Below are 25,683 nucleotides of genomic sequence, written 5' to 3'. Positions count from 1 at the left end.
CCAAGGCGGCCACCGGATCCTCACGGTCCCGGGCGGCGCCCGCCCGCGGTGCGGCGTCACGCGGGCGGGCATCGGGCGAACCTGCCCGCGGGCGGCGCATGACGTGTGAAGGGGCCGGACGGCACCGGACCGGGCCCCTGCCCCGGTCACGGCGGCGGGCCGCAGGACGGCGTTGCGTACCCTGGCGGAATGCGGATGCGTCCCACCCTGAGCTGGACCCCGGACGGGGACCTGCCGCCGGCCGCCACGGACCTGGAGGCGGTCGCCGGTGCGCTGAGCGACGGCGGTGTGCTGGTGCTCAGCGGCGCGGGCCTCTCCACGGAGTCCGGCATCCCCGACTACCGGGGTGCGGGCGGCAGCCTGAGCCGGCACACCCCGATGACGTACCAGGACTTCGTCGCCGGGGCCGGGGCGCGGCGGCGGTACTGGGCCCGCAGCCACCTCGGCCGGCGCACCTTCGTCCGGGCCCGCCCCAACGCCGGGCACCGCGCCGTGGCCGCGTTCGCCCGGCACGGTCTGCTCTCGGGCGTGATCACGCAGAACGTCGACGGTCTGCACCAGGCCGCCGGCAGCGACGACGTCGTGGAACTCCACGGCAGCCTGGACCGGGTCGTCTGTCTCTCCTGCGGGGCCCTCAGCGCACGGGAGGAGCTGGCGGCGCGCCTGGAGGAGGCCAACCCCGGCTTCGACCCGGTGGCGGCCGCGATCAACCCGGACGGTGACGCCGACCTCACCGACGAACAGGTCAGGGACTTCACGGTGGTGCCGTGCACCGTCTGCGGCGGTGTCCTCAAACCGGACGTGGTGTTCTTCGGTGAGGCCGTTCCGCCCCAGCGGGTCGAGCACTGCCGTGCGCTGGTGCGCCGGGCGTCCTCCCTGCTGGTGCTCGGTTCCTCCCTGACGGTCATGTCCGGTCTCCGGTTCGTCCGCCAGGCGGAGCGGGACGGCACGCCGGTGCTGATCATCAACCGGGACCCGACCCGCGGCGACCGGCACGCCGTCACCCGGGTCGCGCTCCCCCTGGGCGCGGCCCTCACCACCGTCGCCGCGCGTCTCGGCATCCCGCTCGACGACGGGGCGGCCGGTACCTGACGCCCCGCGTGCCTCGGCCCCGCACCGCGACACCGCACGGAAGCGGGCCTGGTGACGGGACGTCACCAGGCCCGCGTTCGAGGGTGGTCAGCGTCTGCGGGGCATGCCCGCCCCGACGCCGGCCACGTGGAGGGCCAGGGCGGTCAGCCCCAGCAGCATGATGTTGACCGACGAGAACACGTCGTTGGTGCCGATGTCCGCCGCGTTGATCAGGAACGAGATGAAGAACAGTACGGCGGCCACGATGCCCAGCATGCGCGAGCTCCTCTCCTAGGGTGAACTCCCGTATGCCCGGCCGTCACGCTTGCAGTCACCTGACGGGCAGGCACATGACAGGCCCCGGCCGCCGGGCGGGGCGGGGGAGGGACCGCCGCCCCGGCGGCTCGTTCACCGGCGGCGGCGGAAAGAGACCCGTTCGACGTGATGTCCTCGCGGGCATCCCCTCCTTCTCCGAGAGTGTGCAGCACACATGTGGGACGACTCCCTTGTCCGAGTGGCCGACGGCGTTCACCTCGTCCGCGGCAGCAATACCAACTGGGTGGTCCTGAGCGAGGGCGGTTCGGCCACGCTCGTCGACTGCGGCTACCCCGGTGACCGCGCGCTGCTCCTCGCCTCCCTGTCCGAGCTGGGGCACGCCCCGGAGTCCGTGGCCGCGGTCCTCGTCACGCACGCGCACAACGACCACATCGGCAACGCCGAGTACCTGACCCGCACCTACGGCACCGTGGTGCACGCCCACGACGAGGAGATCCCGCACGCCCGGCGGGAGTTCCTGCACCAGATCGGCGTCGGCACGGTGCTGCGCAACATCTGGCGCCCCGGTGTCGCCCCGTGGGCCGTGCACAGCATCCGGGCGGGCGGGCTCAAGGACTCACGCGTCACCCTCCCCCGGCCGTTCCCCGCCTCCGCCGGGCCTCTCGACCTGCCCGGACGCCCGGTACCGCTGCACACTCCGGGACACACGGCCGGGCACTGCGCCTACGCCCTCCCGCAGGCCGGGATCGTCATCTCCGGGGACGCCCTGGTCAGCGGACACCCCACGACGCGGGCACGCGGTCCGCAGTTGCTGCCCGCCATGTTCGACCACGACCGTGAGCGTGCCCGGGCGTCCCTCGACGTCATCGGGGCGTGCGAGGGCGACACGCTGCTCCCGGGGCACGGCCCGGTCCACCGCGGCTCCGTCAGGAAGGCGGCCGAGACCGCCCGCGACCGGAAGCCGGCCCGGTTCGAGCCGCGGCGGTAGCCGGCGGCCGGCCGACCACGGGGTGCCTGCCCGGCCGTCCCGGGGGCGGGAAACAGCTGAGCGATCCGAGCGACCCCTGCCGGCCCGAGCTGATCGAACCGGCGGCGCCCCTGGCCGGCGGGCGCCCACCGACGTGCCTCCCCGCGGTCGGGCCGCACCCTCCGCCGCCGCCCGGCCGTGGGCGGCCCGGACCGACGGCCGATGTGACCTCCGTCGCACACACCTTGTTCCTCGTCCCGGAACGCCTTCCTCGGGAAAGCACGGAAAGGCGAGACACGATGACACTGGGACAGTACGAACTCCTCGGGCGCCTGGGTGCCCGGGTGCACGGCACGCGGCACGGGAACGAGCCGCCGGTGGTCCTGCTCCACGGGCTCACCTACGACCACCGGCAGTGGGACACTCTGATCGACGAGCTGACGGCAAGGGAGCCCGACCGGCTGATCGTCGCCTTCGACCTTCCCGGTCACGGCCGGTCCCCGGACGCGGAGTCCTGTCGCCCGGCCGACATCGCCCTCTCAGTGCACCGTTGCCTCGACGCGTTCGGGGCGGCAGCACCGATCGTCGTCGGGCACTCGTTCGGAGCGGTGGTGGCCACGGCCTACGCCGCCGTCCACCCGGCAGCCGGAGTGGTCGACATCGACCAGCCCCTGCTCGCGGGTGCCTTCGCCAAGCGGCTCGGAGAACTCGAACCCGTGCTGCGCGGCCCGCGGTGGCGGGACGTGTGGGACGAGCAGCTGGCGGCCATGGGCATCGACGCGCTCCCGCCCCGGGCCCGGGAACTGGTCCGGACGGCAACAACTCCCCGCCAGGACCTCCTGCTGGCGTACTGGCGGGAACTCCTCGAGGAGACCCCCGAGGAACTCGCACGCCGACGCACCTGGCAGCTGCGGGCCATCAGAGGCGCCGGCGTGGACTACACCCACGTCGCGGGCGACGAGGTACCGCCGCTCTACGCACGGTGGCTCACCGCCCTGCTGCCCACGGCGCGCATCGTCACCCTCCCCGGCAGCGGGCACTTCCCCCACCTTCTCCACCCGGCCGTGATCGCCGACCTGCTGACCGTCTGAGATCCAGCACCACCAGCGTGCCGCCGGGACGCGCATAACACCGGGCAGAGGGCGGTCCAGGAGGTTCCCGGGCCTCCCGGACCGCCCCTACCGTTTCGTGCTGCGCGGTCCCGCCCCGCTTCCTCCTCCTTCTCGCACCTCACCGGACTTCCCCCCTCACCGAAAACGAGGACAGGCCATGGCCCCCGTCAGCCCCTCTCCCCATGAACCGAGCGGCATCAGCCGCAAGAACCTGTTACGCGCGGCCGTGGCCGCCGGGGCAGCCGTCCCGCTCCTCGCCACGGGCGGCATCGCCCTGGCCCGTGACGCGGTCCGTACCCCCGGCACCGACGCACTCGCGCCGACCCCGGCGTGCGACGACGGCGACGACCCGACGCCGGACCAGATGGAGGGCCCGTACTTCAAGCCGAACTCCCCGCTGCGGACCAGCCTGGTGACGGGCGGTACGGCGGGCACGCCGCTGACGGTGAGCGGCTATGTCTTCGGCCGCAACTGCGTACCGCTGTCCGGCGTGCTCATGGACTTCTGGCAGGCGGACAACGCCGGCGCCTACGACATGACCGGTTTCGCCTTCCGCGGGCACCAGTTCACCGACTCCACGGGCGCCTTCCGGCTCACGACGATCGTGCCCGGTCTCTACCCGGGCCGCACCCGCCACCTCCATGTGAAGGCCCAGGCTCCCGGCGAGCCGGTGCTCACCACCCAGCTCTACTTTCCGGGCGAGCCCCGCAATGCCACGGACATGATCTACGATCCCGCCCTCCTCATGAACGTGCGCAGCGCGGGGAGCGGCAGGCAGGGTACCTTCGATTTCGTCCTGGACGTCGACGGCGATCCGGGCGGCGGCTCCCCGCCCCCGACCGACCCGCCGAGCGGCACCTGGGCGGCCGGCCGGACCTACACCGCCGGCAGCGTCGTGACCTACGGCTCCTTCGCCTACCGCTGCCTCCAGGCCCACACGTCCATGGCCGGCTGGGAGCCCCCGAACGTCCCCGCCCTCTGGGCCCGGACGTAGGCGCTCCGCGCGAGCGCCGCCGGCTCGGCCGAGGAGGGCCCCGGCTCTGCTGAAACGGGTCCAGGCGGACGCCGATCCGGTCGCCGCCGAGCCGGGCGCGCCCCGGCAGGGGGCGTTTCAGCGGGTCGGTCGTCTGCACTCCCCTCGCCGCGCGACCGGTGGTGCGCACGGCGGAGGCCCGGTCCTTCGAGCGGCATCCGCGCCGACCCGCGTCCGCCGCGACCAGGTCCGGTTCCGGGTCGGGGTCTGGCTCCGGCATGCGGTTCCGGCGCGCCGGTCCACGTCCGCGTCCGGCTCCAGGTCCGGCTCCGGGTCCGGCGCGCCGGTCCGCGTCCGCGTCCGGGTCCGGGTCCGGGTCCGGCGTGCGGGACGATCTCGACGCGGGGGCACCCGGCGGGGCACAGTGGCCCCGCGTACCCTCTGGTACGCCCCGTCCCCTCCGCACCCCGAGGAGCCGAAGTTGACCAGTTGGGCCGGCCGGACCGCCGTCGAGATCGCCACCGCCGTACAGGAGAAGCGGGCCACGCCGCGCGAGGTCGTCGCGGACCACCTGGCACGCATCGAGCGGCTCGACGGCCGGGTGGGCGCGTTCCGGGTGGTGCGGACGGAGGCGGCCCTGGCCGAGGCGGACGAGGTGGCCGCCCGAAATGACCTGGCGGAACTGCCGCTGGCCGGGGTGCCGGTGGCGGTCAAGGACAACCTGGCGGTGCGCGGCGAGAGCATGCGCGTCGGGTCCGCCGCCACCCCGGACACCCCGGCCCGGCAGGACCACGAGACCGTGGCGCGGCTGCGCGCGGCGGGCGCGGTGGTCGTCGGCCTGACCCATGTGCCGGAGCTGTGCGTGTTCGGCACCACGGACGGGGTGCACGGCACCTCCCGCAACCCGTGGGACCTCACCCGCAGCGCGGGCGGCTCGTCGGGGGGCAGCGCCGCCGCGGTCGCCGCCGGGATGGTGCCCGTCGCGCTCGGCAACGACGGCATGGGGTCGCTGCGGATCCCGGCCGCCAACTGCGGTCTGGTCACCGTCAAGCCGGGGCGCGGGGTGGTCCCGGCGGACATCGGCGACGGCGACTGGTTCGGCATGTCGGAGAACGGGCCGCTCGCCACGACCGTCCAGGACGCCCGGCTGATGCTGGCGGTGCTGGCGGGGACGGACGAGGTGCCCGGCGCCGGGGAGACGGCCGGGACCGGCACCCGGCGGATCGCGGTGTCCCTGCGCAGCCCGCTGGCGGGGGTCACGATCTCCCGGCCGTACGCGGCGGCCGTGCGGGAGGCGGCGGGCACGCTGATCAAGGCGGGCCACCAGGTGCGGCGCGCCGACCCGCCGTACCCGATGTCGCTCGGTACGACGGCCCTGACCCACTGGGCGGCGGGCACGGCCGTGGACGCGCGGGGCCTGGAGCGGCGGCTGCTGACCCGGCGTACCAGGGTGCACGCGGCGATCGGCCGCCGCTGTGAGCGATCCGTGCGCTCCGGCACCGGCCGGGAGCGGCTGCGCGAGCGGCTGGAGCCGTTCTTCGGCGAGTACGACGTGCTGCTCACCCCGGCCCTCGCCCGCCGCTCGCCGAAGGCGGGCCCGTGGCACGAGCGGGGCTGGCTGCGCAATGTCGCCGCCAACTCGTCCTACTCGCCGCTGACTCCGCCGTGGAACCTCACCGGCTGGCCCGCGATGTCCGTGCCGTTCGGGGCGCTGCCCTCGGGAGCGCCCTGTGCGGTGCAGCTGGTGGGCGGGCCGGGGTCCGAGGCGGTACTGCTGGACCTGGCACGGCAGTTGGAGGAGCGGCACCCCTGGCAGCGGACGGCTCCGGTGGCGGATCCCGCCGGCCGCTGACCGCCTTGCCGTGATCCGGCCCCGGCGTCTAGTCTCGCTGGTATGACTGCCGGGTCGGCCGAGAGCCGTACACAGAAGGTGCGCCCGGCCCTGGCGTGAGTCCGGGGCGGGGCCGCGACCCGCCCGTTCCTCCGTGTTGCTTCCCTGCCGCGCGACCGCGTGGCTCCACTCATGGAATCGACTCGGAGATCACTGGCCATGCCCGACACACACCCCCCGCGCCCTACCGAACTGCCCACCACCGTCGCCCACTTGAACCACACCGTGGTGTTCGCCCGCGATCCGCGGCTGTCCGCCGACTTCCTCGCGGCGGTCCTCGGACTGCGGGTGGGGGCCCGGTTCGGGCCGTTCCTGCCGCTGGACCTCGGCAACGGCGTCACGCTCGACTACCACGAGATGCTGGAGGACCGGGTCCAGCCCCAGCACTACGCGTTCCTGGTGCCGGAGGAGGCGTTCGACGCGATGATCGGGCGCCTGGAGAAGCTCGGGGTCACCTACTACGCGGACCCGCGTCACACGGAGCCGGGGCGGGTCAACGACCTCTTCGGCGGCCGGGGGGCCTACTTCGACGACCCGGACGGCCACAACATGGAGATCATGACCCGTCCGTACGTCCGGCCCTGACCCGGTCCCGGCCCGCATGGGCGTGCGTCCCGCACGCCCATGCCCCGGGGGTGACCGGACAGGGCGGCGTCAGTCGACGCTGGGCAGGATGTGGGGCTCGGCGAGGTCGTCCTCGTAGCCCGCGAGGCGGATCGGGGCCGAGCGGGCCCACACGTCGAGGCTGCACAGCTCGCCGTTCCGGCGGCGTGCCCGCTCGGGCCGTTCCTTGGGGCGCTCTTCGGTAGTCGTCTTCTCCGGTGTCACCGCGCACTCCTTATGTGTCGGTCACCCTGGGGACGTACCGCGCCGGCTCTGCCGCACCTGCGCCGCCGCCCTCCGGGCATGAGGGGAAAGCCGTTCGGACGCGGTGGCGCCGGTTGCTCGAGACAGGAGCTGGCCGTGGTGAACCGGCTTGTCCCAGACGGACCGTGGGTGTGGGTAGGACCCCGTGTGCTGTCCGTCCGGCTCAGATTAACCAAATGAGCGACCCCCCGCTCGATGGGGCTCGAAACTCGCGGTAACAATCACACGTCGGACCCGTTTCGACCCCCACCAATATGGCAGTGTTTCCGCATTCCTCCCTTTTCTTCCGTCACCCGAACGGACTACGCGGGCGCAGACGCGTGCGGGAAGGCCTTGTGGTCACGGCGGCGTTCATGTCCCGTTGGCCGGTCCGCAAGCCCGCCATGGTCTGCTGCCGTCCGGCAACGGCTGTCTCGTGGGAGGACCGGCGCATGGAACTGCGCAGCGTCGAGGAGCTGATGGACCTGCTGTACGCCTGTGACTGCGGCGGCGTGGGGGCCGACGGGCAGGCGCACGCCCTGCGGACCGCCGCACTGCTGCGTCGCGGCCGTCCCGCGGACAAGGAGCTCCAGGTCGCGGGCCTGGTGCGGCCGGTGGGCCGACTGCTGGGGCCCGGCGACCCCGCCGAGCGGGCGGCCGACGCGGTGCGCGCGCTGCTCGGCGAGCGGGTGGCGGGCCTGGTGCGCCGGCGTCCGTCCGCGGGCGCCGACGACGACGCCCTCGCCCTGCGCAGCGCGGAAGAGGAGGCCCGCACCGCCTGCTTCGACCCGGGGGTGCTGGAGGACTGGCGCACGGTGCTGGAGCTGCTGGCGGCCCGCGCGTCCCGCCTGGACGCGCCGGGCTGAGGTGCTGACGGGGCGCCAGGCACCCACACGGCCGGGACTGTCCGGGTAATCCGTCCGAACAATCCGGGCAATCCGGGCCGCCCAGGTGTCCGTCGCCGGACCGCCGGGCCCTGCAGCCGGCGGAGGCCGGTCCGCCGGACCCCCGGACGGCTGGGCCCCGGACAGCCAGGCCGCCGGGCCCCGGGCGACCGGGTCGCCGCCCGCTCACCACCTGCCGGGTGCGTAGTCCTTCAGGAAGACGCCGTACAGGTCCTCGCCGGCCTCGCCGCGCACGATGGGGTCGTAGACCCGGGCGGCACCGTCGACCAGGTCGAGCGGGGCGTGGAAGCCGGCCTCGGCGAGGCGCACCTTGTCGGGGTGCGGGCGCTCGTCGGTGATCCAGCCGGTGTCGACGGCGGTCATCAGGATGCGGTCCTGGTCGAACATCTCCTGGGCGCTGGTGCGGGTGAGCATGTTCAGCGCGGCCTTGGCCATGTTCGTGTGCGGGTGCCCGGCGCCCTTGTAGCCGCGGTCGAAGACGCCCTCCATGGCGGAGACGTTCACGATGTAGGTGCGCTTCGCCGACGAGGCCGCCATCGCCGGGCGCAGCCGGCTGATCAGGATGAACGGGGCGGTGGAGTTGCACAGTTGCACCTCCAGCAGTTCGACGGGGGTGACCTCGTCGACGGTCTGCACCCAGCTGTTGGTGTCGTGCAGGTCCGGGACCAGGCCCCCGGCGTCGATCGCGGTACCGGCGGCGATGCGGTCCAGGGACGCCGAGCCGGAGACCAGGGCGAGGCCGGTGACGTCCTGCGCGGTGAGCGCGCCGCCCCCGGCGACCGGCAGTTCCGCCACCGCGCCGGAGCCGAAGGTGCCGATCACCTCGGAGGCGGGCAGTTCACCGGCGGGCAGCGGGGCGGACTCGGCGCCGAGCAGTTCGCTGTAGGCCTGCGGGGAGCGGCGCACGGTCTGCGCGGCGTTGTTGATCAGGATGTCCAGCGGTCCGGCGGCCGCCACCGAGTCGGCGAGCGCGACGACCTGGGCGGGGTCGCGCAGGTCGATGCCGACGATCTTCAGCCGGTGGATCCACTCGTCGCTGTCCGGCTGGGCCTTGAAGCGGCGGATGGCGTCGTTGGGGAAGCGGGTGGTGATCGTCGTGTGGGCGCCGTCGCGGAGCAGCCGCAGCGCGATGTACATGCCGATCTTGGCGCGTCCGCCGGTGAGCAGGGCGCGCTTGCCGGTGAGGTCGGTGCGGGCGTCGCGCCGGGCGCGGTTCTCGGCCGCGCACTTCTGGCAGAGCTGGTGGTAGAAGTAGTCGACCTCGACGTAGCGGGTCTTGCAGACGTAGCAGGAGCGCGGGCGCTGGAGTATCCCCGCGATCTGTCCGGGCTCGACCCGGGAGGACGGCAGGATGCCCTCCGTCTCGTCGTCGATGCGCTCGGCGGAGCCGGTGGCGGTGGCCTCGGTGACCGCCTTGTCGTGGGCGGTCTTGGCGGCCCGGCGTTCCTGGCGGCGGCGCTGCTTGACCGAGCGGTAGATGTGCGAGGTGGCCCGGCGGACCAGGATCGCGTCGGGGTGGTCGACGTCGAGCCGGTCGAGTTCCTCCAGCACGGCGAGGCAGACGGCCAGCCGCTCGGGGTCGATGCCGGGCCCGTGGGCCGCCGCGTCCGTGGCCCGGGGGCCGTCCTCTGTCACCGTCATCGCCGCTGTCGTTTCCCGCTCTGCCTCGCGGCGCTCCGGTAGCGCCCGCTGTCGAACGGGGGATTTTACGGAGCGCGGCGCCGCAGACCAAACCCGCGGTGGTCAGGGATCGCAGACCGTGAGCAGTGTCTCCACCTCTTCGGACAGCGCGAGCGCCAGCAGGTCGAGGTCCTTGACGGCCTCGCCGTCGGCCACCAGCCCGTAGTGGACCCGTCCGCGGTAGGTGGAGACGGCGACCGCCAGGGAGTGCCCGGGGGCCAGCGGGGCGAGCGGGAAGACCGCGCCGAGCGGGTCGCCGCCCAGCCGCAGCCCGAAGCCGGGCAGCGGCACGCTGGTGACCAGCACGTCGAACCAGAGCCGGGCCGCCTGGCCGACCAGTGGGCCGCCGAGCCGGTGGCCGAGCGGCGGCACGTGGTCGGCGAGCAGGGCGACGGCGCCGGCGCCCCGGTGGGGACCGGCGTCCTTGTTGCGGTCCATGGCGTCGCGCACCGTGGTGAGGCGGGTGAGGGGGTCCCGTTCGCCGACCGGGAGCCGCATCAGGTAGCCGGAGAGCCGGTTGCCCTGGGGGTGGGCGGTGCGGGGCCGCCGCCGGGAGACCGGGATGAGGGCGCGGGGCGCGACGCCCTCGCTGCCGTCGCCGCGTTCGTCGAGCCAGCGCCGCAGGGCCCCCGCGACGACGGCGATCAGGACGTCGTTGACGGTGCCGCCGGCGCTCTTGCGGATCCGGTGCACGTCGTCGAGGTCGATCACGGTGCCGGCGGTGCGCCGGGTGCCGCTGGACGCGCAGACCAGGGCGGGCGAGGAGCGCATGTCGAGGGTGGAGCGGGCGACGGAGGCGCCGATGTCCAGGGCGCGTCCCGCGTCGGAGAGGGCGCCGCGCACCAGGTCCGGCATCCGGCGCACGTCCGGGAGCAGCCCGCGGGCGGGGTCCGCCGGGCGGGGCCGCGGGGTGGGCAGGTCCATCGGGTCCATCAGCGCGGCGGCGAGGGTCAGCGCACGGAGCCCGTCGGCGAGGGCGTGGTGGAACTTGAACAGCACGGCGAAGCAGTCACTGTCCCGGCCGGGCAGGACGTGGGCCTCCCAGGGGGGCCGGGAGCGTTCCAGCGGGCGTTCCATCAGGCGGCCCGCCGCCTCGTGGAAGTCGGGGGCCGGGGCGTGGAGCCGGACGTGGTCCTGCGGGTCGAAGCGCGGGTCGGGCTCCCGGCGGGCGCCGCCGAAGGCGAGCGGTCCACGCAGCGCCGCGGCGAGCCGTTCCCCCCGCCCGGCCCAGGGGCTCCGGAGCGCCGTCAGGGGGCCGCCTCCGGGGCCGGCCCGCCACACGTCGCGGATCCGCATCCGCAGTCCGGGGACGGCGGATGCGCGGGACGCGAGCAGGTCGGCCGCGTGGGCGCCGGCGGCGGGCGATCCGGCCGGGAACACCCCGAGCGCGGCGAGGTGCATCGGGTGGTCGGCGGACTCGATGTTCCAGAACGCCAGGTCGAGAGGAGCGAGCAGGTCTGCGGTCACGGGCTGGCCTCGCAGCGACGACGGGATGGATCAGCAGTCAATCGCCCCCGGCCGATTACGGTCAAGTACGATCCGGCTACGTACAGTTAACATCAGATGACTTGGCCCGTCCCCCGGACCGGGGCCGCCCGCCCCCCGCACCGGAGTGGTGCGGGGGACGGGCCGGGCGGGGCCGGCGCGGTCACCGGGGCGGCCGGAGGCCCTTCTGGGGCCGTCCGGTGCGGCGACCGGCCTCACCCGTACGGGCGCGGGCCGCCCGTGGCGCGGTCAGCTCCCGGCACCCTCCGCTGCCGGGCAGCCGGCGGGCGCGGCCCGGGAGGCGTCCCGGATCAGCGCCTCGTGCCCGGCCCGGACCCGGGGCACGTCCGGCTTCAGCACCCGGCGGTCGTAGGTGAGCAGACCGTTCAACTCGCCCTCGACGTCGGTGATCTGGGTGTACACGGCGCCGTTGCTGCCCCGGCACGCCAGCGCCCGCACCTCGTCCAGCTTGGTGAGGTAGTCGTCGGTGTACGTCGAGGGGTCGACGTCGACGTACGACATCTGCACCGACCAGGCGTGTCCGGGCACCGCGAGGCCGAGGCCGCCGTACTCGCCGGTGACCAGGGCGCGCCTGCCGTCCGGGCGGGGCGGCAGCGCCGGGCTCGGGTAGCCGTGCTCGTCCATGATGTCGCCGGCGTCGCCGTCGGCCCCCAGGTTGAGCCCGGACTGGTTGTTGACCAGCCGCGAGGGGTCCCAGCTCTTGGCGAGGCCGGCGATGCGCCCGACGTCGTACTGGCCCCAGCCCTCGTTGAAGGTGACCCACATGACGACCGACGGGCTGCTGATGTGCTCGTCGATCATCTCCTTCAGCTCGCGTTCGTAGCGGGCGCGGGACTCGGCGTCCGGGTTCACCCCCGCCGTCATGGACGGCATGTCCTGCCAGACCAGCAGTCCGAGCCGGTCGGCCCAGTGGAACCAGCGGTCCGGTTCGACCTTGATGTGCTTGCGCACCGAGTTGAAGCCGAGCCGCTTGTGCGCCTTCAGGTCGTAGGCGAGGGCCTCGTCGGTGGGGGCCGTGTGCAGGCCGTCGGGCCAGAAGCCCTGGTCCAGGGTGGCCATCAGGAACAGCGGCTCGCCGTTGAGCAGGGTGCGCGGCACGCCGTTCACCTTCTCCACGGAGATCGAGCGCATCCCGAAGTAGCTCTCGACGCGGTCCTTGCCGACGGTCACCTTCAGGTCGTACAGGAACGGGTCGTCGGGCGACCACAGACGCGGGTCGCGGATGCTCAGGCTCAGCGGCTCGCCGGTGCGGCCGCGTGCCGTGGCGACCTTGCGCCGTCCGTCGTAGGCCGTCGCGGTGACCGGCAGGCCGTCGCGGACGCCCCGCGCCTCGACGGTGAGCCGCTCGCCCGGCACGTCGGGGATCAGGCGGAGCGAGTCGACGTGGTCACGGGCGACCGGTTCCATCCACACGGTCTGCCAGATGCCCGAGCTGGGGGTGTACCAGATGCCGCTGGGGTCCAGGCGCTGCTTGCCGAGCGGCGGGTTCTCCCCGTCCGCCGCGTCCGTCGGGTCGTACACGCCGACGATCAGCTCCTGGGTGCGGCCGGGCTTCAGCGCGTCGGTGACGTCGGCGCTGAACTTGTCGTAGCCGCCCTCGTGTTCGGTGACCTTGGTGCCGTTGACGTACACCTCGGCCCGCCAGTCGACGGCGCCGAAGTTCAGCCGCAGCCGCTGCGAGGAGCCGATGCGCCAGTCGCGGGGCACGGTGAAGGTGCGCCGGTACCACATGCGGTCCTCGTGCCGCTGGACGCCGGAGAGCTGGGACTCCACCGGGTACGGGACGAGGATGCGCTCCTTCAGGTTCTTGCCCACGGGCGGCCGCTCACCCTCCTGGGCGGCGGCGAACTGCCAGCGCCCGTTGAGGTTGCGCCACTTGTCCCGGGTGAGCTGCGGGCGCGGGTACTCGGGCAGGGCGTTGTCCGGGCCCACCTCGTCGGCCCACCGGGTGCGCAGTTCGTGGGTGGAGCGGTTGGGTCCGCTGCTGAGGAAGGCGTCCACCGGGTCGCCGGCGGTGGTGGCCAGTCCGCCCTTCCCGTCGTAGCGGATGTCGGCGGCGCCGCGGGCGGTGCCGGTCTTGTTGCCGACCACCGGCTCCTTCAGCGTGACGAGCAGGGACCTGGGGTCGGCCGGGTCCGGTCGGGCCGATGCCAGCGGCCACTGCGCGCCGCCGATGACGGCCTGCAGGTGCTCGGTGAAGGCGGCCGGGGGCTCGGCGAGCGGGCGCGGGAAGTCCAGCTTGAGGGTGCGCCCGGAGGCCAGGACGGTGGCGGCGAGGGCCCCGTCGTAGTCGAAGCCGTCGGGCAGGCGGAAAGCCGACTGCGGTACGGGCTTCTTGGTGCCGCCGGGTTCGGTCCAGCGCAGGTGCAGGTTGGAGCCGCCGTAGTGCTCGAAGTACTCGACCTTGATGTCGTGGGCGGTGCCCGCGGTCAGCTCGATCGGCTCGGCGGTCTGTTCGCGGTCCCAGTCGTCGACCCAGTGGTCGATGGCGAGGCGGCCGTCGATCCAGAGGCGGAAGCCGTTGTCGCCGATGAGGGAGAAGGTGTGCGGGCCGCTCCGCTCCGGGACGATCTTGCCCGTCCAGCGGACGCTGACGTCGTCGGAGCGGCCGGTGGTGAGGTCGAGGCGCGGTTCGAGGTTGTCGAAGTCCAGCTGCGGGTCGAAGGCGGTGGCCTTGAGCTCGTGGAAGTCGAAGGCCCCGGGCGCGGAGTGCGTGTAGTACTCGCCCTTCAGGCCGTGGATCTCGACCGGGTCGTCCGCGGCGGCGGGGGCCCCGGTGGCGGGCCCGGCGGCGGGCGGTCCCGCCGCGGGCAGTGTCGCCGCGGTCAGTCCGGCGACGCCCAGCGCGGTGGCCAGGAGTAACGCGAATCGGTCCTTGAGTCGTCTGGTGCGCACGGATCCTCCGTGGGTGAGGAAGTGACGGCTCGGTGCGGTGTGCGGGTGCTGCCAAACGGTGCTGTGCGGTCGTGACGCCGCGCGGTGCCGAGCCGGTGCCGGTGCCGAGCCGGTGCCGGTGCCGATCCGGTGCCGGCTCGCGCGCGGATCTCGTGTTCCTTTGTGTTCGGTTGAACACCTGAACAACGTTGTCATGAACAGTAGTCGCCATAACAGCACGGATTCCGCCATCCGTCCAGGGACATGACGGGACATGACAAGAGCCCCGGCCGTCACCTCCGGCCGAGGCCCCTCACCCCTCTCCCGCGCCGCCTACGGCATCGGGACCCGCTGCCCCTTGCCGAGCGCGATCACGCCGCCCTTGGACACCGTGTACAGCTCCGCGTCCCGCTCGGGGTTGACCCCGATGGTCGCGCCCGGCGGCACCTCGACGTTCTTGTCCAGGACCGCGCCCCGCACCACGGCACCACGCCCGACGTGCACGTTGTCGTGCAGCACCGAGCCCTGCACCACGGCCCCCGGATCGACCAGGACGCCCGGGGAGAGCACCGACCGGGTGACCTGGCCCCGGATCAGGCAGCCCGCGCTGATGATCGACTCGCTCGCCATGCCACCGGCGTTGAAGCGGGCCGGCGAGAGCTGCCCCGAGGTGGTGTAGATCGGCCACTGCCGGTTGTACAGGTTGAACGCCGGACGCTCGGCGATGAGGTCCATGTGCGCCTCGTAGTAGGCGTCCAGCGTGCCGACGTCCCGCCAGTACCCCTGGTCGCGGCTGGTCTCGCCCGGAACGTGGTTGTCGCTGAAGTCGTACAGGTGGGCCTCGCCGCGGTCGGTGAGCTGGGGCAGGATCGAGCCGCCCATGTCGTGCACCGAGTCCTCGTCCTCGGCGTCCCGCTGGAGGGCCTCGACGAGCGTCTTGGTGGTGAAGAGGTAGTTGCCCATCGAGGCGAACACGCACTCGGGGTCGTCGGGCAGCCCCGGCGGGTCCGCGGGCTTCTCCAGGAAGCCCTGCACCGTCTGCCCGTCGGACCCCGGCGTGATCACCCCGAAGGCCGCCGACTCCGAGCGCGGCACCCGGATGCCGGCCACCGTCACCCCGGCACCGCTGTCGATGTGCTGGGCGAGCATCTGGCGCGGATCCATCCGGTACACGTGGTCGGCGCCGAACACGGCCACGTAGTCGGGCTGTTCGTCGTGGATCAGGTTCAGCGACTGCAGGATGGCGTCCGCACTGCCCAGGTACCAGCGCGGACCCAGGCGCTGCTGGGCGGGTACGGGCGTCACGTAGTTGCCGAGCAGGCTGGACATCCGCCACGTGGTGGTGACGTGCCGGTCCAGCGAGTGCGACTTGTACTGCGTGAGCACGCAGATGCGCAGGATGTCCCCGTTGACCAGGTTGGACAGCACGAAGTCGACGAGGCGGTACGTGCCGCCGAAGGTGACCGCCGGTTTGGCGCGGTCCGCCGTGAGGGGCATCAGGCGCTTGCCCTCGCCGCCCGCCAGCACGATTCCCAGAACCGAAGGACCACCACGCCGCATGGCCGCTCCCCTCACGCCGGAATTTTCCCATGACTGCCCCGGACGGGCGGGACTAAGCCTGTTCGAGGATCTCCTCGTAGAGCCGGACCGTACGGCGGGCCACCGCGTCCCACCCGAACTCCCCGACCGCGCGCTCCCGGCCGGCCTCGCCCATCCGCCGTGCGGCGGCCGGGTCGCCGAGGACCGTGTCGAGGGCCCGGGCGAGGCCCGCCTCGAAGTCGTCGTCCACATCGACGAGTACCCCGGTCGAGCCGTCCGCCACGACCTCGGGGATGCCGCCGACGCGGGAGGCCACCACCGGGGTGCCGCAGGCCATCGCCTCCAGGTTGACGATGCCCAGCGGCTCGTAGACGGAGGGGCAGACGAACACGGTCGCGTGCGTGAGCAGCTGGATCACCTCCGGGCGCGGCAGCATCCGCGGGATCCAGTGCACGCCCGCACGGACCCCGCGCAGCTCCTCGTACAGCTCCCGGAACTCGCGGTCGATCTCCGGGGTGTCCGGGGCGCCCGCGCACAGCACCACCTGTGCGTCCGGGTCGATGCCGCGCACCGCCCGCAGCAGGTGGGGCACGCCCTTCTGGCGGGTGATCCGGCCGACGAACAGCACGTAGGGGCGGGAGCGGTCCAGTCCGATCCGGTCCAGGGCGTCCGTTCCCGGATCGGGGCGGTACAGGGCGGTGTCGATGCCGTTGTGCACGATGTGCACCCGAGCCGGATCGAGGGCCGGGTAGCAGCTCAGGATGTCCTCGCGCATGGCGCCCGACACGGCGACGACCGCGTCGGCGGCCTCCAGGGCGGTGCGTTCGGCCCAGCTCGACAGGGCGTAGCCGCCGCCGAGCTGTTCGGCCTTCCAGGGCCGCAACGGCTCCAGGGAGTGCGCGGTCGCCACGTGCGGGATGCCGTGGAGCAGCTTGGCGAGATGACCGCCGAGGTTGGCGTACCAGGTGTGGGAGTGGACGAGGTCGCGTCCTTCGAGCGCGGCGGCCATGGCCAGGTCCACGGAGAAGGTGCGCAGCGCGTCGTTGGCGCCGTCCAGCACGGGCCAGGGCCGGTGCCGCGTCACACCCTCCGCGCGGCCCTCGCCCCAGCAGTGCACCTCCAGGTCCACCAGGGACCTCAGCTCCCCGGCCAGGAACTCCACGTGCACGCCCGCGCCGCCGTACACGTCCGGGGGGTACTCCCGGGTCAGCAGTCCCACTCGCACCCGCGAACCCCCTGTCTGAGCGGACGTTGTTCCCATCGTCGCCCAGATGGGGCGCGTGGGGAAGGGGAGAACGGGGGTGGGGGGTCGGGGTCGGGGTCCGTCGGGGGTCGGGGTCAGGGTCCGTCGGGGGTCGAGGTCAGGGTCCGTCGGGGGTCCAGTGGGGCGTGACGGGGGTACGCGGTGGGGACGCGTGGTGGGGATGGTCGGGCGGTCGTCGGGGGCGGGGTCCGAGGCGGAGCTGGGGGTGGGGTCGGTAGGCCGGGGCCGGAGGTGGGGGTCGGGCAGGTCGGGGGCGGATCAGGGGGCCTCCCCAGGGGCTGCCGGTGCCGGGGGCGGGCTTTTCCCGGCGCCGGGGTGCCGTGCCTGTAGGGGGTTTCCCTCGGGCGGACCCCACCCAGGGGATGACGGGGCCGTTCTCCTACTCCATCGGCAGTAGGACGGATTGAGTGCTCAGGAACGACGACGGGAACAGCCGGAAACGGCATCGTGTTCTCCATGACAGCCGACCGTCCGCCGCGCCGGGCACCGCGCCCCGTTTCCCCGCAGAGGAGCAGCCGATGAGCGCCCTCGCGTTGTCCGTGCTCCTGTCGTTCGTGTCCGCGGTCGCCTACGCGGGCGGGGCGATCGTGCAGGAGCAGGTCGCGGTGTCCTCCCCCGGCAGGCAGTACGCGCCGCTGCGGCGGCCCGCCTGGTGGGCGGCGGTCTCGCTGAACGGTCTCGGCGCTCTCCTCCACGTCGTGGCGCTGGCCTACGGCCCCCTGAGCCTGGTGCAGCCGCTGGGCGCACTCACCATCGTCTTCGCGCTGCCCATGGCCGCGCTGTTCGTGGGGCGCCGGGCGGGTGCGACGGCCTGGCGCGGTGCGCTGATGGCCTCGGTCGGCCTGGCGGGCCTGCTGGCCCTGGTCGGCACGGCCGGCACCCAGTCCCTCTCCACGCCCCAGCGGGCGGTGGCCGCGGTGGTCACCGGCGGCGCGATCGTCGCCCTGATGGTCGCGGCGCGTGCCGTGCACCGTCATCCGGCGGTGCGGAGCATCCTCCTCGCCACCGCCGCCGGTGTCGCGTTCGGCATGTCGTCGGTGTTCACCAAGACCGTCGCGGTCGACTGGACCGACGGCGTGGCCGCGGCCGACACGCCGTCCCTCGCGGTGATCGGCGTACTCGCCACGGCCGGCATGCTGCTCTCCCAGGCCTCCTACCGGGGCGCCGGGCTCGCCGCCCCGCTGGCCACCCTGACCGTGGTCAACCCGGTGGTGGCGGCCGCCGTAGGCATCACGATGTTCGGCGAGACCTTCCGCTACGGCTCCACGGGCACGGTGCTCGCCCTGGGCTCCGGGGTGGTCGCGGCCGGCGGGCTGATCCTGCTGACGACCGAGCGTCTCGCCCGCGAGCAGCGGGACGGCGCTGAGCCGGCGGGGGCATCGGCCCGGGGAGTTCGGGGCACGGCGGGGGCGCCCTCCGTCGCCGACTCCATCGCGGGCTCCGTGGAGCGCTCCGTCGAGAACGCTGCCTGGTCCCGGGCCGGTTCGTCGTCCGCCGGGACGTCGGATCCCGGGTTCCTGGTCCCGGAACGGTTCCGGGTGCCCGAGCAGGTGCCGTGGGCGGCTCCCGCGTTCTCGTGGGCGGCTGTCGGGAACGGGGGCGAGGTGCTCGTCGGGGACGGCGGGGAGATCGTCACGGGCGCGGGTGACGGGGCCGGTTCCGCGTCCGAGTCCGACTCCGAGTACGTCCCTGTGTCCGGGCTCCGGGTGCCGGTCGTGGCGGCGTCCTCGTCGTCCGTCTTCGCCGCCGCGGTTCCGGCCCTGGCGTGCACGGCGCCGGTCCTCTCAGGGGCGGCGGCCTCGGAGGCGACGACGCGTACGCCGGGGCCCGCCCGTACAGCGGCGACACACCCGGGGTCGGAGACGGTGCCGGCCGCGCTGCGGCGCGCGCCGGCTCCTGGACCCTGGCCGGGGCCGACGGATGCGCCGTTGATGACGTCCGCGCCCTTCCGGGACGGGCCCTACCTGTCGGTGCCCGTGCTGAACGGGCACCGCGCCCCCGTCACCTCCTGACGCCCGTCACCTCCTGACGCCGCGCACGCGTGACGCCCGGGCCTCGCGCACGGGTCACGTCCGCGTGTCGCACATCTGTCCGGTCGGCGCGCCGCGCACGCGGCGCATCCGTGCGCCGGACACGCCTCACATCCTGACGCCGCCCGCCCGAAGGTAGGCGACGGGGTCGATGTCCGACCCGAAGCCCGGCCCGGTCCGTACCTCGAAGTGCAGATGCGGGCCGGAACTGTTCCCGGTGTTCCCGGAGCGTCCGATGCGCTGTCCGGCGGCGACCGACTGGCCGTTGCGGACGGAGATCGCGGACAGGTGGGCGTACTGGCTGTAGCGGCCGTCGGCGTGCCGGACGACGACCTGGTAGCCGAAGGAGCCCTCCCACCCCGCGCTGACCACCCGGCCGCTCGCGACGGACTTCACCGACGTGCCGGTGGGCACGGGGAAGTCGACACCGGTGTGGTAGCCCTTCGACCAGGAGGACCCTGCCTTGTGGTACGGCGTGCCGAGGGGGGCGGCGACCGGGGCCACCAGGCTCCCGCCGGGCGCCGCGGCCCGGTCGGCCCGCTCCCCGGTGCGCGGCGCGGAGGGCTTCTTCTCCGCCGTCTTCTTCTCCGAAGGGGACGGCTTCGGGGAGGGCGTGGACTTCTGCTGCCCGCCCGACGCCTTGCCCCCCTTCTGCGCCTTCTCCGGGGCGGAGGGCTTCGTCCGCTCCCGCGTCGCCGGCGCCCGGTCGGACCGCTTGCCCGTGCCGTCCGGCAGCGCGAGCCGCTGACCGGGCAGGATCAGGTCCGGATCGGCGCCGATGGCCGAGCGGTTGGCGTCGTACAGCGCCTGCCAACCGCCCCGCAGCTGCTCGCCGGACGCGATACCGGAGAGCGTGTCGCCGCGGACCACGGTGTACATCTCGGCGCGTCCGGCGCGGGACTGCGGCGTCTTCTGCGGCTTGACGTCCTCGACGGTGGTCCGGTCGGCCTTGGTCCTCCCGGCGGAGCCGCGCGCGTCCTTGCCGGCGCTGCCGTTGCCGCCACCGCTGTCGCGACCGTCACCGCGTCGGGCGTCGTCGCGGTCGGCCCGGTCGGCAGACGGTCTGATCTCCGGCTCGGGTCCGCCCCGGGTGAGACCGGCCCGCTTCGAGCACACCGGCCAGGCGCCGGGGCCCTGTCCGTCGAGCACCTTCTCGGCGATGGCGATCTGCTGGTCCTTGGTGGCCAGATCCGCACGGGGCGCGTACCGCGTGCCGCCGTACTCCTCCCACGTGGACTGGCTGAACTGCAGGCCGCCGTAATACCCGTTGCCGGTGTTGATGTCCCAGTCGTCGGTCGACTCGCAGGCGGCGACCCGGTCCCAGGTCTCCACGTCGGCCGCCTCGGCGACCCCGGCGCCCATCAAGGGGAGGGCCATCCCGGCGCCGCCCGCCGTGACGGTGAGTGAGGCACGGTTGATTCTGTTCGGCTGATACCGGCGGTGCCGGCCGCGCACGGCCATGGAGCCCCCTCGACATTGCGTCAGAAGGGGCAAAAGTAAGCGCTCCCCGGCGCGTGGGACAAGACGGCTATCGGCCGCCCGGAGGCGCCGAATGGCCGGGATTGTTCGGCGTGTTGCGCCCCTGTCGAGGCTTCGTGCGACCCCTCCGCGGGGCGCGCCAGGCGCACGATCCGGGCGCACGATGCGGGCGCACAGTGCGGGCCTACGGTGCAGGCCCACGGTGCGGGCACGTGATCGGGGCGCACGATCTGGGCGTGTGCTCGCGTACACGTACCAGGAGTCGCGCCGCCGCAGGAGGCGGACGGGCTTCGACGGGCGCCGGTGCACGCGGGTCCGGAAGCACCGCGGGTCCCGAGGCACCGCCGAGTCCGAGGCACCGCCGGGGGCGGACGGCTGGGACGCGGAAGGAGCGGAAAGAGCGGAAGGAGCGGACGGGACGGCAGACAGGCGGGGCGCGGTGCTCGCGCGTCGGGGCGGCGGCTCACATCGCGGACGGACCTGCGTGTCCACTGAGTGTCGTGGGACTTTCGTCCGTATGAGGCGGCGTGCGTGTCGTGACGACCCGCACGTGCGGCTGGAAGAGCGGCACGTCAGGATGGTCGCGGCAGGACTGGCGGGCACCGACCGGCAGCGCCGCCGCCCCGGCAGCACCGTTACCAAGGTCATGAGGAGCCAACTCAATGAGCAGTTCAGCGCAGATCGGCGTGACGGGCCTCGCGGTCATGGGCCGCAACCTCGCCCGTAACTTCGCCCGCAACGGCTACACGGTCGCGGTGCACAACCGGACGGCGGCGCGGACGCACGCGCTCGTGGAGGAGTTCGGGAGCGAGGGCGACTTCGTGGCGGCCGAGACGGCCAAGGAGTTCGTGGCCGCGCTGGAACGACCGCGCCGACTGGTCGTCATGGTCAAGGCCGGGGAGCCGACGGACGCGGTGATCGAGGAGTTCGCGCCGCTCCTGGAGCCCGGCGACATGATCATCGACGGCGGCAACGCACACTTCGCCGACACCCGCCGCCGGGAGAAGGCACTGCGCGAACAGGGCATCCACTTCGTCGGGATGGGCGTCTCCGGTGGTGAGGAGGGCGCTCTGAACGGGCCGAGCATCATGCCGGGCGGCCCGAAGGAGTCGTACGACTCGCTGGGCCCGATGCTGGAGAAGATCTCCGCCAAGGCGGCCGACGGCGCGCCGTGCGTGACGCACGTGGGCCCGGACGGGGCCGGGCACTTCGTGAAGATGGTGCACAACGGCATCGAGTACGCCGACATGCAGCTGATCGGTGAGGCCTACCAACTGCTGCGCGACGTGGCCGGCTACTCCCCCGCCCGGATCGCGGAGATCTTCCGCACCTGGAACACCGGCCGGCTGGACTCGTACCTCATCGAGATCACCGCCGAGGTCCTGTCGCACGTGGACGCGGCGACGGGCAAGCCGTTCGTCGACGTGGTCGTGGACCAGGCGGAGCAGAAGGGCACGGGCCGTTGGACCGTGCAGATCGCCCTGGACCTCGGGGTCCCGGTGTCGGGGATCGCGGAGGCCGTGTTCGCCCGTTCCCTGTCCGGACACGGGGCGCTGCGCGAGGCGTCCCGCGGGCTGGCCGGCCCCACGGCGTCGCCGCTGGGTGAGGCGGAGGCCGCCGCGTTCGCCGACCGGGTCGAGCAGGCGCTGTACGCGTCGAAGATCGTGTCGTACACCCAGGGCTTCCACGAGATCGCCGCGGGCAGCGAGGAGTACGGCTGGGACATCGACCTGGGCGCGGTCTCCGCGATCTGGCGCGGCGGCTGCATCATCCGCGCCGCGTTCCTGGACCGCATCCGGGCCGCCTACGACGCCCGCGCCGACCTGCCGAGCCTGCTCTCCGACGAGACGTTCGCGCGGGAGATCGCCGAGGCGCAGGACGACTGGCGCGAGGTGCTGATCGCGGCCACCCGCCAGGGCGTGCCCACCCCGGGCTTCGCCGCGGCGCTCGCCTACTACGACGCCCTGCGCGCCGAGCGCCTGCCGGCCGCCCTGACCCAGGGCCAGCGCGACTACTTCGGCGCGCACACCTACCGGCGCACCGACCGCGACGGCTCGTTCCACACGCTGTGGGGCGGCGACCGGTCCGAGGTGTCGGCGTAGCCGGTCGGGACGCCGGCGCGGGACCCCCGCGATGTGCGGGTGACGTGGCAGCACGTGGCAGGCGCGGGCGGTGACGCCGAGAGGTCGTGACTTCGGTGACGCCGAGAGGTGCGTGACTTCGGAGGTCATGAATTCGGGAGGTCATGACCTCCCGAGCTGCTGAGGTGCGGGGCGGTGGACGGGTGGTCGGCACCCGTCCACCGCCCCGCGCCGTTACCGCCGGCGGTCCCGTTCGACCGGTCAGCTCAGCGGCGGCCCGGGCTCCGGGTCGGGCACCGGTTCCGGCCCCGGCGGAATGGGCGAGGGGGACGGCCCGGGCGGAGGGCCCGGCCGGGGCGGAGTCGGCCCCGGGGCCGGGGGGCCGGGTGGTGGGGGCGTCGGCCCCGGGGCCGGCGGCGTCGGTCGGGGCGCGGGGTCCGGTCCGGGCGTCGGAGCGGGAGCGGGGTCCGGTCCGGGCGTCGGAGCGGGAGCGGGGTCCGGACCCGGAGGAGGCTCGGGCGGCGGAACGGGAGCGGGGTTCGGCTGCGGCTGGGAAGGGTCCGGCCCCGGGGTGGGTCCCGGCGGGACGGGGTCCGGATGCGGCTCGGTCATGACGGTGGTCCTCCGGCCAGTCGGTCGACGTCGGCTCTGGACTATCCCGCGCCTACCCGACGCCCGCCTCCCCAGTCACCCGGCCGCAGGACAGCGGACGCGGCGGGCGCCCTGCCGGGCCGGGTCGGGTCGGCGACGAGGGACATCCGGCACCGTCCGCCCCTCGGCCCCCGTCGCCCCCGCCCCACGTCGGCCCTCGGCACAGGCACGGACGCCTACGTTCCCGGTACTCCGACCGCTGCGGCACCGGCCGCGAGGCCCGTCCCGGGACTGGACAGCACCGGCACGTCGGTGAGGCTCCGCGCGGCGGCCGGCGCCATGGACGCCTGGGCGAGCACGAGCACGTCGGCCCCACCTGCGCCCTCCGCCTCCGTTGCGTCGGCGATCCGTCGCAGATACTCCTCGGTGTCCCCCGCCTCGAAGCGCTCCCAGGCTCCGGCGACCAGCACCGGCCGCACCTGCGCAAGGCGGGCGGCCCGTCGGGCCTCTTCCTCGATGAGCGCCACCGTCGGCCGCAGGGTGCTCTCCAGCGCGGCGAGCACGACGATGCGCGGCCCCGTCGCCACTGCCTGCCGGGCCATCGGGCGGTCGATGCGCAGCACCGGCACCCCGACCGGGCCCGACGCCGCCTCCGCGACATCCCCCAGGGTGGAACACGTGCACAGCACCGCCCGCGCCCCACCCTCCACGGCCTCCCGCACCCGTGCCCGTACGGCATCGGTGACGGTCTCCGGCCCGGCGGCACGGGCCCGCTCCAGCAGGTCGGCCGCGACGAGGTGCCGCAGCTCCAGCCCCGGGTGCGCGCGATCGCGCAGTGCGTCGAAGACGGGGACGTGCACGGGCGAGGTGTGCAGCAGGGCGAGCACCGGGGGCCGACCGTGGCTCACGCCATACCGGGGCGGTCGGACAGCCCCTTCCTCGCCGCCGCCATGAGGTCGGCGTCGGCGGGCGGGGCCTCGTCCGGGTGACGCTGCGCCCACTTGTCGACATAGGGACACAGCGGCGCGACCGCACTGCCCTCCCGGCCCGCGATGGCGTAGAACTCACGGGTCAGCGAGCCCGCGATGCCCTTCCCCTCGTGCGCGGGCTCGACGACGGTGTGCACCGGCACCAGGGCCCGTCGTGGCTCGTCGAGCACGAAGTACTCGATCCGGCCCACGACCTCCCCGCCCGCCACCGCTTCCAGCCGACCCGCCTCGCGGTCGTCGCGGATGTCGATGTCGCTCATGGACGCACCCCTCTCCTGCCTCGGTCTGCACGCCTCCGACAGCATGCCTCGTGCGGGCGGCGCAGCCCTTCAGGACGTGACGGCCTGCGGGCTGCGCTCCTGGTCCGACCCGGGGACCGGCTCGGACGGGTCGGCGCCCAGTGCCACGACACGGTTGTCACGGTCCACGTGCACGACCCTCGGCTCCAGTACCCGCGCCTCGGCGTCGGTCACCTGGGCGTAGCTGATGATGATCACCAGGTCCCCGGGGTGCACGAGGTGTGCCGCCGCCCCGTTGATCCCGACTACCCCGGACCCCCGCTCCCCCTCGATGACGTACGTCTCGAGCCGGGACCCGTTGGCGATGTCCACGATGTGCACGAGCTCCCCGGGCAGCAGATCGGCGGCGTCGAGCAGATCGGCGTCGATCGTCACGGATCCCACGTAGTGCAGGTCGGCCTGGGTGACGGTGGCACGATGGATCTTGGACTTGAACATTGTACGCAACATCGGGGCACTCCCACAAATAGGCTCCCTGCCTGCGTTTTTGCAGGTCAAGGGCTGTTTCGACAGCCTACAACGAGTCGCATGTTCGGGCAGCTGTCCCCAGGTTTTTCAGGACTCATGCTGACCACTTGCTGACTTTCCTGACGCATCGTCAGGAAAGCGGAGGAAGGTCTCGCGCGCCCTCCCGTCCCCCACCGTGACGACGGCACAAGCCTACGCAGCGCCCTCGCAGAGGCATCCGTGATGACCGTCACTCGAGCGGCCGGGAGGGCCGTGATCGGGAGCCGGCCACGCACCGCCGTGAGTCGACTGACCGAAGCGTCTCCATACCGCCCAGCAGGTGCAGGCAGTCAAAATCCATGAAAGATCCTGAGTACCGGATGGCGCGGCAACATAGCAGCGGATCGCCGGTTAGCCAAACCGGCGATTCTCATGACCATGGAATTAGCTCGACCGGTGGCTCTTGGCGGTGGCACAGGTCGGGTGAAGGACGTTCGAGATTCGGCCAGAGCAGAGCGAGCCGATGCCTCGATCATGCTTAGGTCAGCTTTGAGGAGCCATCTTGCCCGTGGAACCGCAGTCGCACCCTGACGAGCCGCGCAGCCATATTGACTCGTCCCGCCGGCGCCGTGACGTCGAACCAGTCCTCATGGACACTGCCGAGGTCGCTGCGATGCTCAACATGTCGACAAGCTGGGTCTACAGGGAGGCATCGAAACTGGGCTTGAAAGGCTACAAGCTCGGTCGAGGAAGGAACGCGAAGGTCCTTGAACCGTTCCGGGTTCGATCGAGACTCTAGGTTATGACTGTGACCTGGGGCTTCGTGGTTGCCCGGTAGTAGTTGGTCTCGTATTCGGCGGGTG

20 protein-coding genes are annotated in these 25,683 nt (G+C 73.4%); 9 read left to right on the top strand and 11 right to left on the bottom strand.

The window, feature by feature from the left end; genetic code table 11:
* The first annotated feature begins 189 nt into the window (after positions 1–189).
* The gene (locus tag AB0F01_RS24955; protein ID WP_362099839.1) at positions 190–1,092 is read left to right on the top strand and encodes an NAD-dependent protein deacetylase; all 903 of its coding nucleotides are present in this window, start codon (positions 190–192) and stop codon (positions 1,090–1,092) included.
* Between the two features lie 87 nt (positions 1,093–1,179).
* Here the strand turns inward: AB0F01_RS24955 and AB0F01_RS24950 are convergent, their stop codons facing one another.
* Complete coding sequence (locus AB0F01_RS24950) at positions 1,180–1,347, bottom strand: hypothetical protein (RefSeq protein WP_192231460.1); 168 nt, start codon at positions 1,345–1,347, stop codon at positions 1,180–1,182.
* Positions 1,348–1,561: 214 nt separating this feature from the next.
* Here AB0F01_RS24950 and AB0F01_RS24945 point away from each other — a divergent pair, with 214 nt between their 5' ends.
* From AB0F01_RS24945 to AB0F01_RS24925, 5 genes are all read left to right on the top strand, one after another.
* Positions 1,562–2,335, top strand: coding sequence for an MBL fold metallo-hydrolase (locus tag AB0F01_RS24945; protein WP_362099837.1), 774 nt, complete (start codon positions 1,562–1,564; stop codon positions 2,333–2,335).
* Positions 2,336–2,613: 278 nt separating this feature from the next.
* Positions 2,614–3,405 carry an alpha/beta hydrolase gene (locus tag AB0F01_RS24940; RefSeq protein ID WP_362099835.1) on the top strand — a complete coding sequence of 264 codons (792 nt, stop codon included), beginning with the start codon at positions 2,614–2,616 and terminating at the stop codon, positions 3,403–3,405.
* Positions 3,406–3,583: 178 nt separating this feature from the next.
* Entirely contained in the window at positions 3,584–4,420 is an 837-nt protein-coding gene (locus AB0F01_RS24935; protein WP_362099832.1) for a carbohydrate-binding protein, read from the top strand.
* 460 nt (positions 4,421–4,880) lie between these two features.
* Positions 4,881–6,251, top strand: coding sequence for an amidase (locus AB0F01_RS24930; protein WP_362099830.1), 1,371 nt, complete (start codon positions 4,881–4,883; stop codon positions 6,249–6,251).
* Between the two features lie 198 nt (positions 6,252–6,449).
* Positions 6,450–6,875: a VOC family protein gene (locus AB0F01_RS24925; RefSeq protein WP_362099827.1), complete on the top strand. Its 426-nt coding sequence runs from the start codon at positions 6,450–6,452 to the stop codon at positions 6,873–6,875.
* 69 nt (positions 6,876–6,944) lie between these two features.
* On the opposite strand, the gene AB0F01_RS24920 is transcribed toward AB0F01_RS24925, so the two are convergent.
* Positions 6,945–7,118, bottom strand: coding sequence for a hypothetical protein (locus AB0F01_RS24920; protein ID WP_192232920.1), 174 nt, complete (start codon positions 7,116–7,118; stop codon positions 6,945–6,947).
* Between the two features lie 470 nt (positions 7,119–7,588).
* On the opposite strand from AB0F01_RS24920, the gene AB0F01_RS24915 reads away from it, so the two are divergent.
* On the top strand, positions 7,589–8,002 hold the full coding sequence (locus tag AB0F01_RS24915; RefSeq protein ID WP_362099824.1) for a hypothetical protein: 414 nt from the start codon (positions 7,589–7,591) through the stop codon (positions 8,000–8,002).
* Positions 8,003–8,206: 204 nt separating this feature from the next.
* On the opposite strand, the gene AB0F01_RS24910 is transcribed toward AB0F01_RS24915, so the two are convergent.
* The 5 genes from AB0F01_RS24910 to glgA all read right to left on the bottom strand — a co-directional run bounded on the left by AB0F01_RS24910 (position 8,207) and on the right by glgA (position 16,865).
* Positions 8,207–9,682: an SDR family NAD(P)-dependent oxidoreductase gene (locus AB0F01_RS24910; RefSeq protein WP_362099821.1), complete on the bottom strand. Its 1,476-nt coding sequence runs from the start codon at positions 9,680–9,682 to the stop codon at positions 8,207–8,209.
* A gap of 102 nt (positions 9,683–9,784) precedes the next feature.
* Positions 9,785–11,188, bottom strand: coding sequence for a wax ester/triacylglycerol synthase family O-acyltransferase (locus AB0F01_RS24905; protein WP_362099818.1), 1,404 nt, complete (start codon positions 11,186–11,188; stop codon positions 9,785–9,787).
* A 267-nt stretch (positions 11,189–11,455) separates the two neighbouring features.
* On the bottom strand, positions 11,456–14,122 hold the full coding sequence (locus tag AB0F01_RS24900) for a PA14 domain-containing protein (protein WP_362099815.1): 2,667 nt from the start codon (positions 14,120–14,122) through the stop codon (positions 11,456–11,458).
* Between the two features lie 312 nt (positions 14,123–14,434).
* Positions 14,435–15,661, bottom strand: coding sequence for a glucose-1-phosphate adenylyltransferase (glgC, locus tag AB0F01_RS24895; protein WP_362099812.1), 1,227 nt, complete (start codon positions 15,659–15,661; stop codon positions 14,435–14,437).
* Between the two features lie 52 nt (positions 15,662–15,713).
* A complete protein-coding gene (glgA, locus tag AB0F01_RS24890) occupies positions 15,714–16,865 on the bottom strand; it encodes a glycogen synthase (RefSeq protein WP_362099810.1) in 1,152 nt (383 codons plus the stop codon).
* Between the two features lie 557 nt (positions 16,866–17,422).
* Here glgA and AB0F01_RS24885 point away from each other — a divergent pair.
* Complete coding sequence (locus AB0F01_RS24885) at positions 17,423–18,916, top strand: DMT family transporter (RefSeq protein WP_362099807.1); 1,494 nt, start codon at positions 17,423–17,425, stop codon at positions 18,914–18,916.
* Between the two features lie 126 nt (positions 18,917–19,042).
* Here the strand turns inward: AB0F01_RS24885 and AB0F01_RS24880 are convergent, their stop codons facing one another.
* Positions 19,043–20,395: a transglycosylase family protein gene (locus tag AB0F01_RS24880; RefSeq protein WP_362099804.1), complete on the bottom strand. Its 1,353-nt coding sequence runs from the start codon at positions 20,393–20,395 to the stop codon at positions 19,043–19,045.
* Positions 20,396–21,075: 680 nt separating this feature from the next.
* Here AB0F01_RS24880 and gndA point away from each other — a divergent pair.
* The gene (gene gndA, locus AB0F01_RS24875) at positions 21,076–22,515 is read left to right on the top strand and encodes an NADP-dependent phosphogluconate dehydrogenase (RefSeq protein WP_362099801.1); all 1,440 of its coding nucleotides are present in this window, start codon (positions 21,076–21,078) and stop codon (positions 22,513–22,515) included.
* Between the two features lie 806 nt (positions 22,516–23,321).
* Here gndA and AB0F01_RS24870 read toward each other — a convergent pair.
* The 3 genes from AB0F01_RS24870 to panD form a co-directional block, all read right to left on the bottom strand.
* Complete coding sequence (locus tag AB0F01_RS24870) at positions 23,322–23,972, bottom strand: aspartate/glutamate racemase family protein (protein ID WP_362100098.1); 651 nt, start codon at positions 23,970–23,972, stop codon at positions 23,322–23,324.
* 17 nt (positions 23,973–23,989) lie between these two features.
* Positions 23,990–24,334 (bottom strand): GNAT family N-acetyltransferase, encoded by a 345-nt coding sequence (locus AB0F01_RS24865; protein ID WP_362099798.1) that lies wholly within the window; start codon positions 24,332–24,334, stop codon positions 23,990–23,992.
* A gap of 69 nt (positions 24,335–24,403) precedes the next feature.
* Complete coding sequence (gene panD, locus AB0F01_RS24860; protein ID WP_362099795.1) at positions 24,404–24,823, bottom strand: aspartate 1-decarboxylase; 420 nt, start codon at positions 24,821–24,823, stop codon at positions 24,404–24,406.
* Positions 24,824–25,683: the final 860 nt, after the last annotated feature.

It is taken from the genome of Streptomyces sp. NPDC029526 (genome assembly GCF_040637405.1).
Taxonomy (GTDB): domain Bacteria; phylum Actinomycetota; class Actinomycetes; order Streptomycetales; family Streptomycetaceae; genus Streptomyces.
This window is presented reverse-complemented; position numbering and strand designations above follow the sequence as displayed.

Bases quoted from the DNA above. Each gene is read 5' to 3' on its own strand.
- AB0F01_RS24955 (WP_362099839.1), top strand. From the start codon at position 190: ATGCGGATGCGTCCCACCCTGAGCTGGACCCCGGACGGGGACCTGCCG.
- AB0F01_RS24950 (WP_192231460.1), bottom strand. From the start codon at position 1,347: ATGCTGGGCATCGTGGCCGCCGTACTGTTCTTCATCTCGTTCCTGATC.
- AB0F01_RS24945 (WP_362099837.1), top strand. From the start codon at position 1,562: ATGTGGGACGACTCCCTTGTCCGAGTGGCCGACGGCGTTCACCTCGTC.
- AB0F01_RS24940 (WP_362099835.1), top strand. From the start codon at position 2,614: ATGACACTGGGACAGTACGAACTCCTCGGGCGCCTGGGTGCCCGGGTG.
- AB0F01_RS24935 (WP_362099832.1), top strand. From the start codon at position 3,584: ATGGCCCCCGTCAGCCCCTCTCCCCATGAACCGAGCGGCATCAGCCGC.
- AB0F01_RS24925 (WP_362099827.1), top strand. From the start codon at position 6,450: ATGCCCGACACACACCCCCCGCGCCCTACCGAACTGCCCACCACCGTC.
- AB0F01_RS24915 (WP_362099824.1), top strand. From the start codon at position 7,589: ATGGAACTGCGCAGCGTCGAGGAGCTGATGGACCTGCTGTACGCCTGT.
- AB0F01_RS24910 (WP_362099821.1), bottom strand. From the start codon at position 9,682: ATGACGGTGACAGAGGACGGCCCCCGGGCCACGGACGCGGCGGCCCAC.
- glgC (WP_362099812.1), bottom strand. From the start codon at position 15,661: ATGCGGCGTGGTGGTCCTTCGGTTCTGGGAATCGTGCTGGCGGGCGGC.
- AB0F01_RS24885 (WP_362099807.1), top strand. From the start codon at position 17,423: ATGAGCGCCCTCGCGTTGTCCGTGCTCCTGTCGTTCGTGTCCGCGGTC.
- AB0F01_RS24880 (WP_362099804.1), bottom strand. From the start codon at position 20,395: ATGGCCGTGCGCGGCCGGCACCGCCGGTATCAGCCGAACAGAATCAAC.
- gndA (WP_362099801.1), top strand. From the start codon at position 21,076: ATGAGCAGTTCAGCGCAGATCGGCGTGACGGGCCTCGCGGTCATGGGC.
- AB0F01_RS24865 (WP_362099798.1), bottom strand. From the start codon at position 24,334: ATGAGCGACATCGACATCCGCGACGACCGCGAGGCGGGTCGGCTGGAA.
- panD (WP_362099795.1), bottom strand. From the start codon at position 24,823: ATGTTGCGTACAATGTTCAAGTCCAAGATCCATCGTGCCACCGTCACC.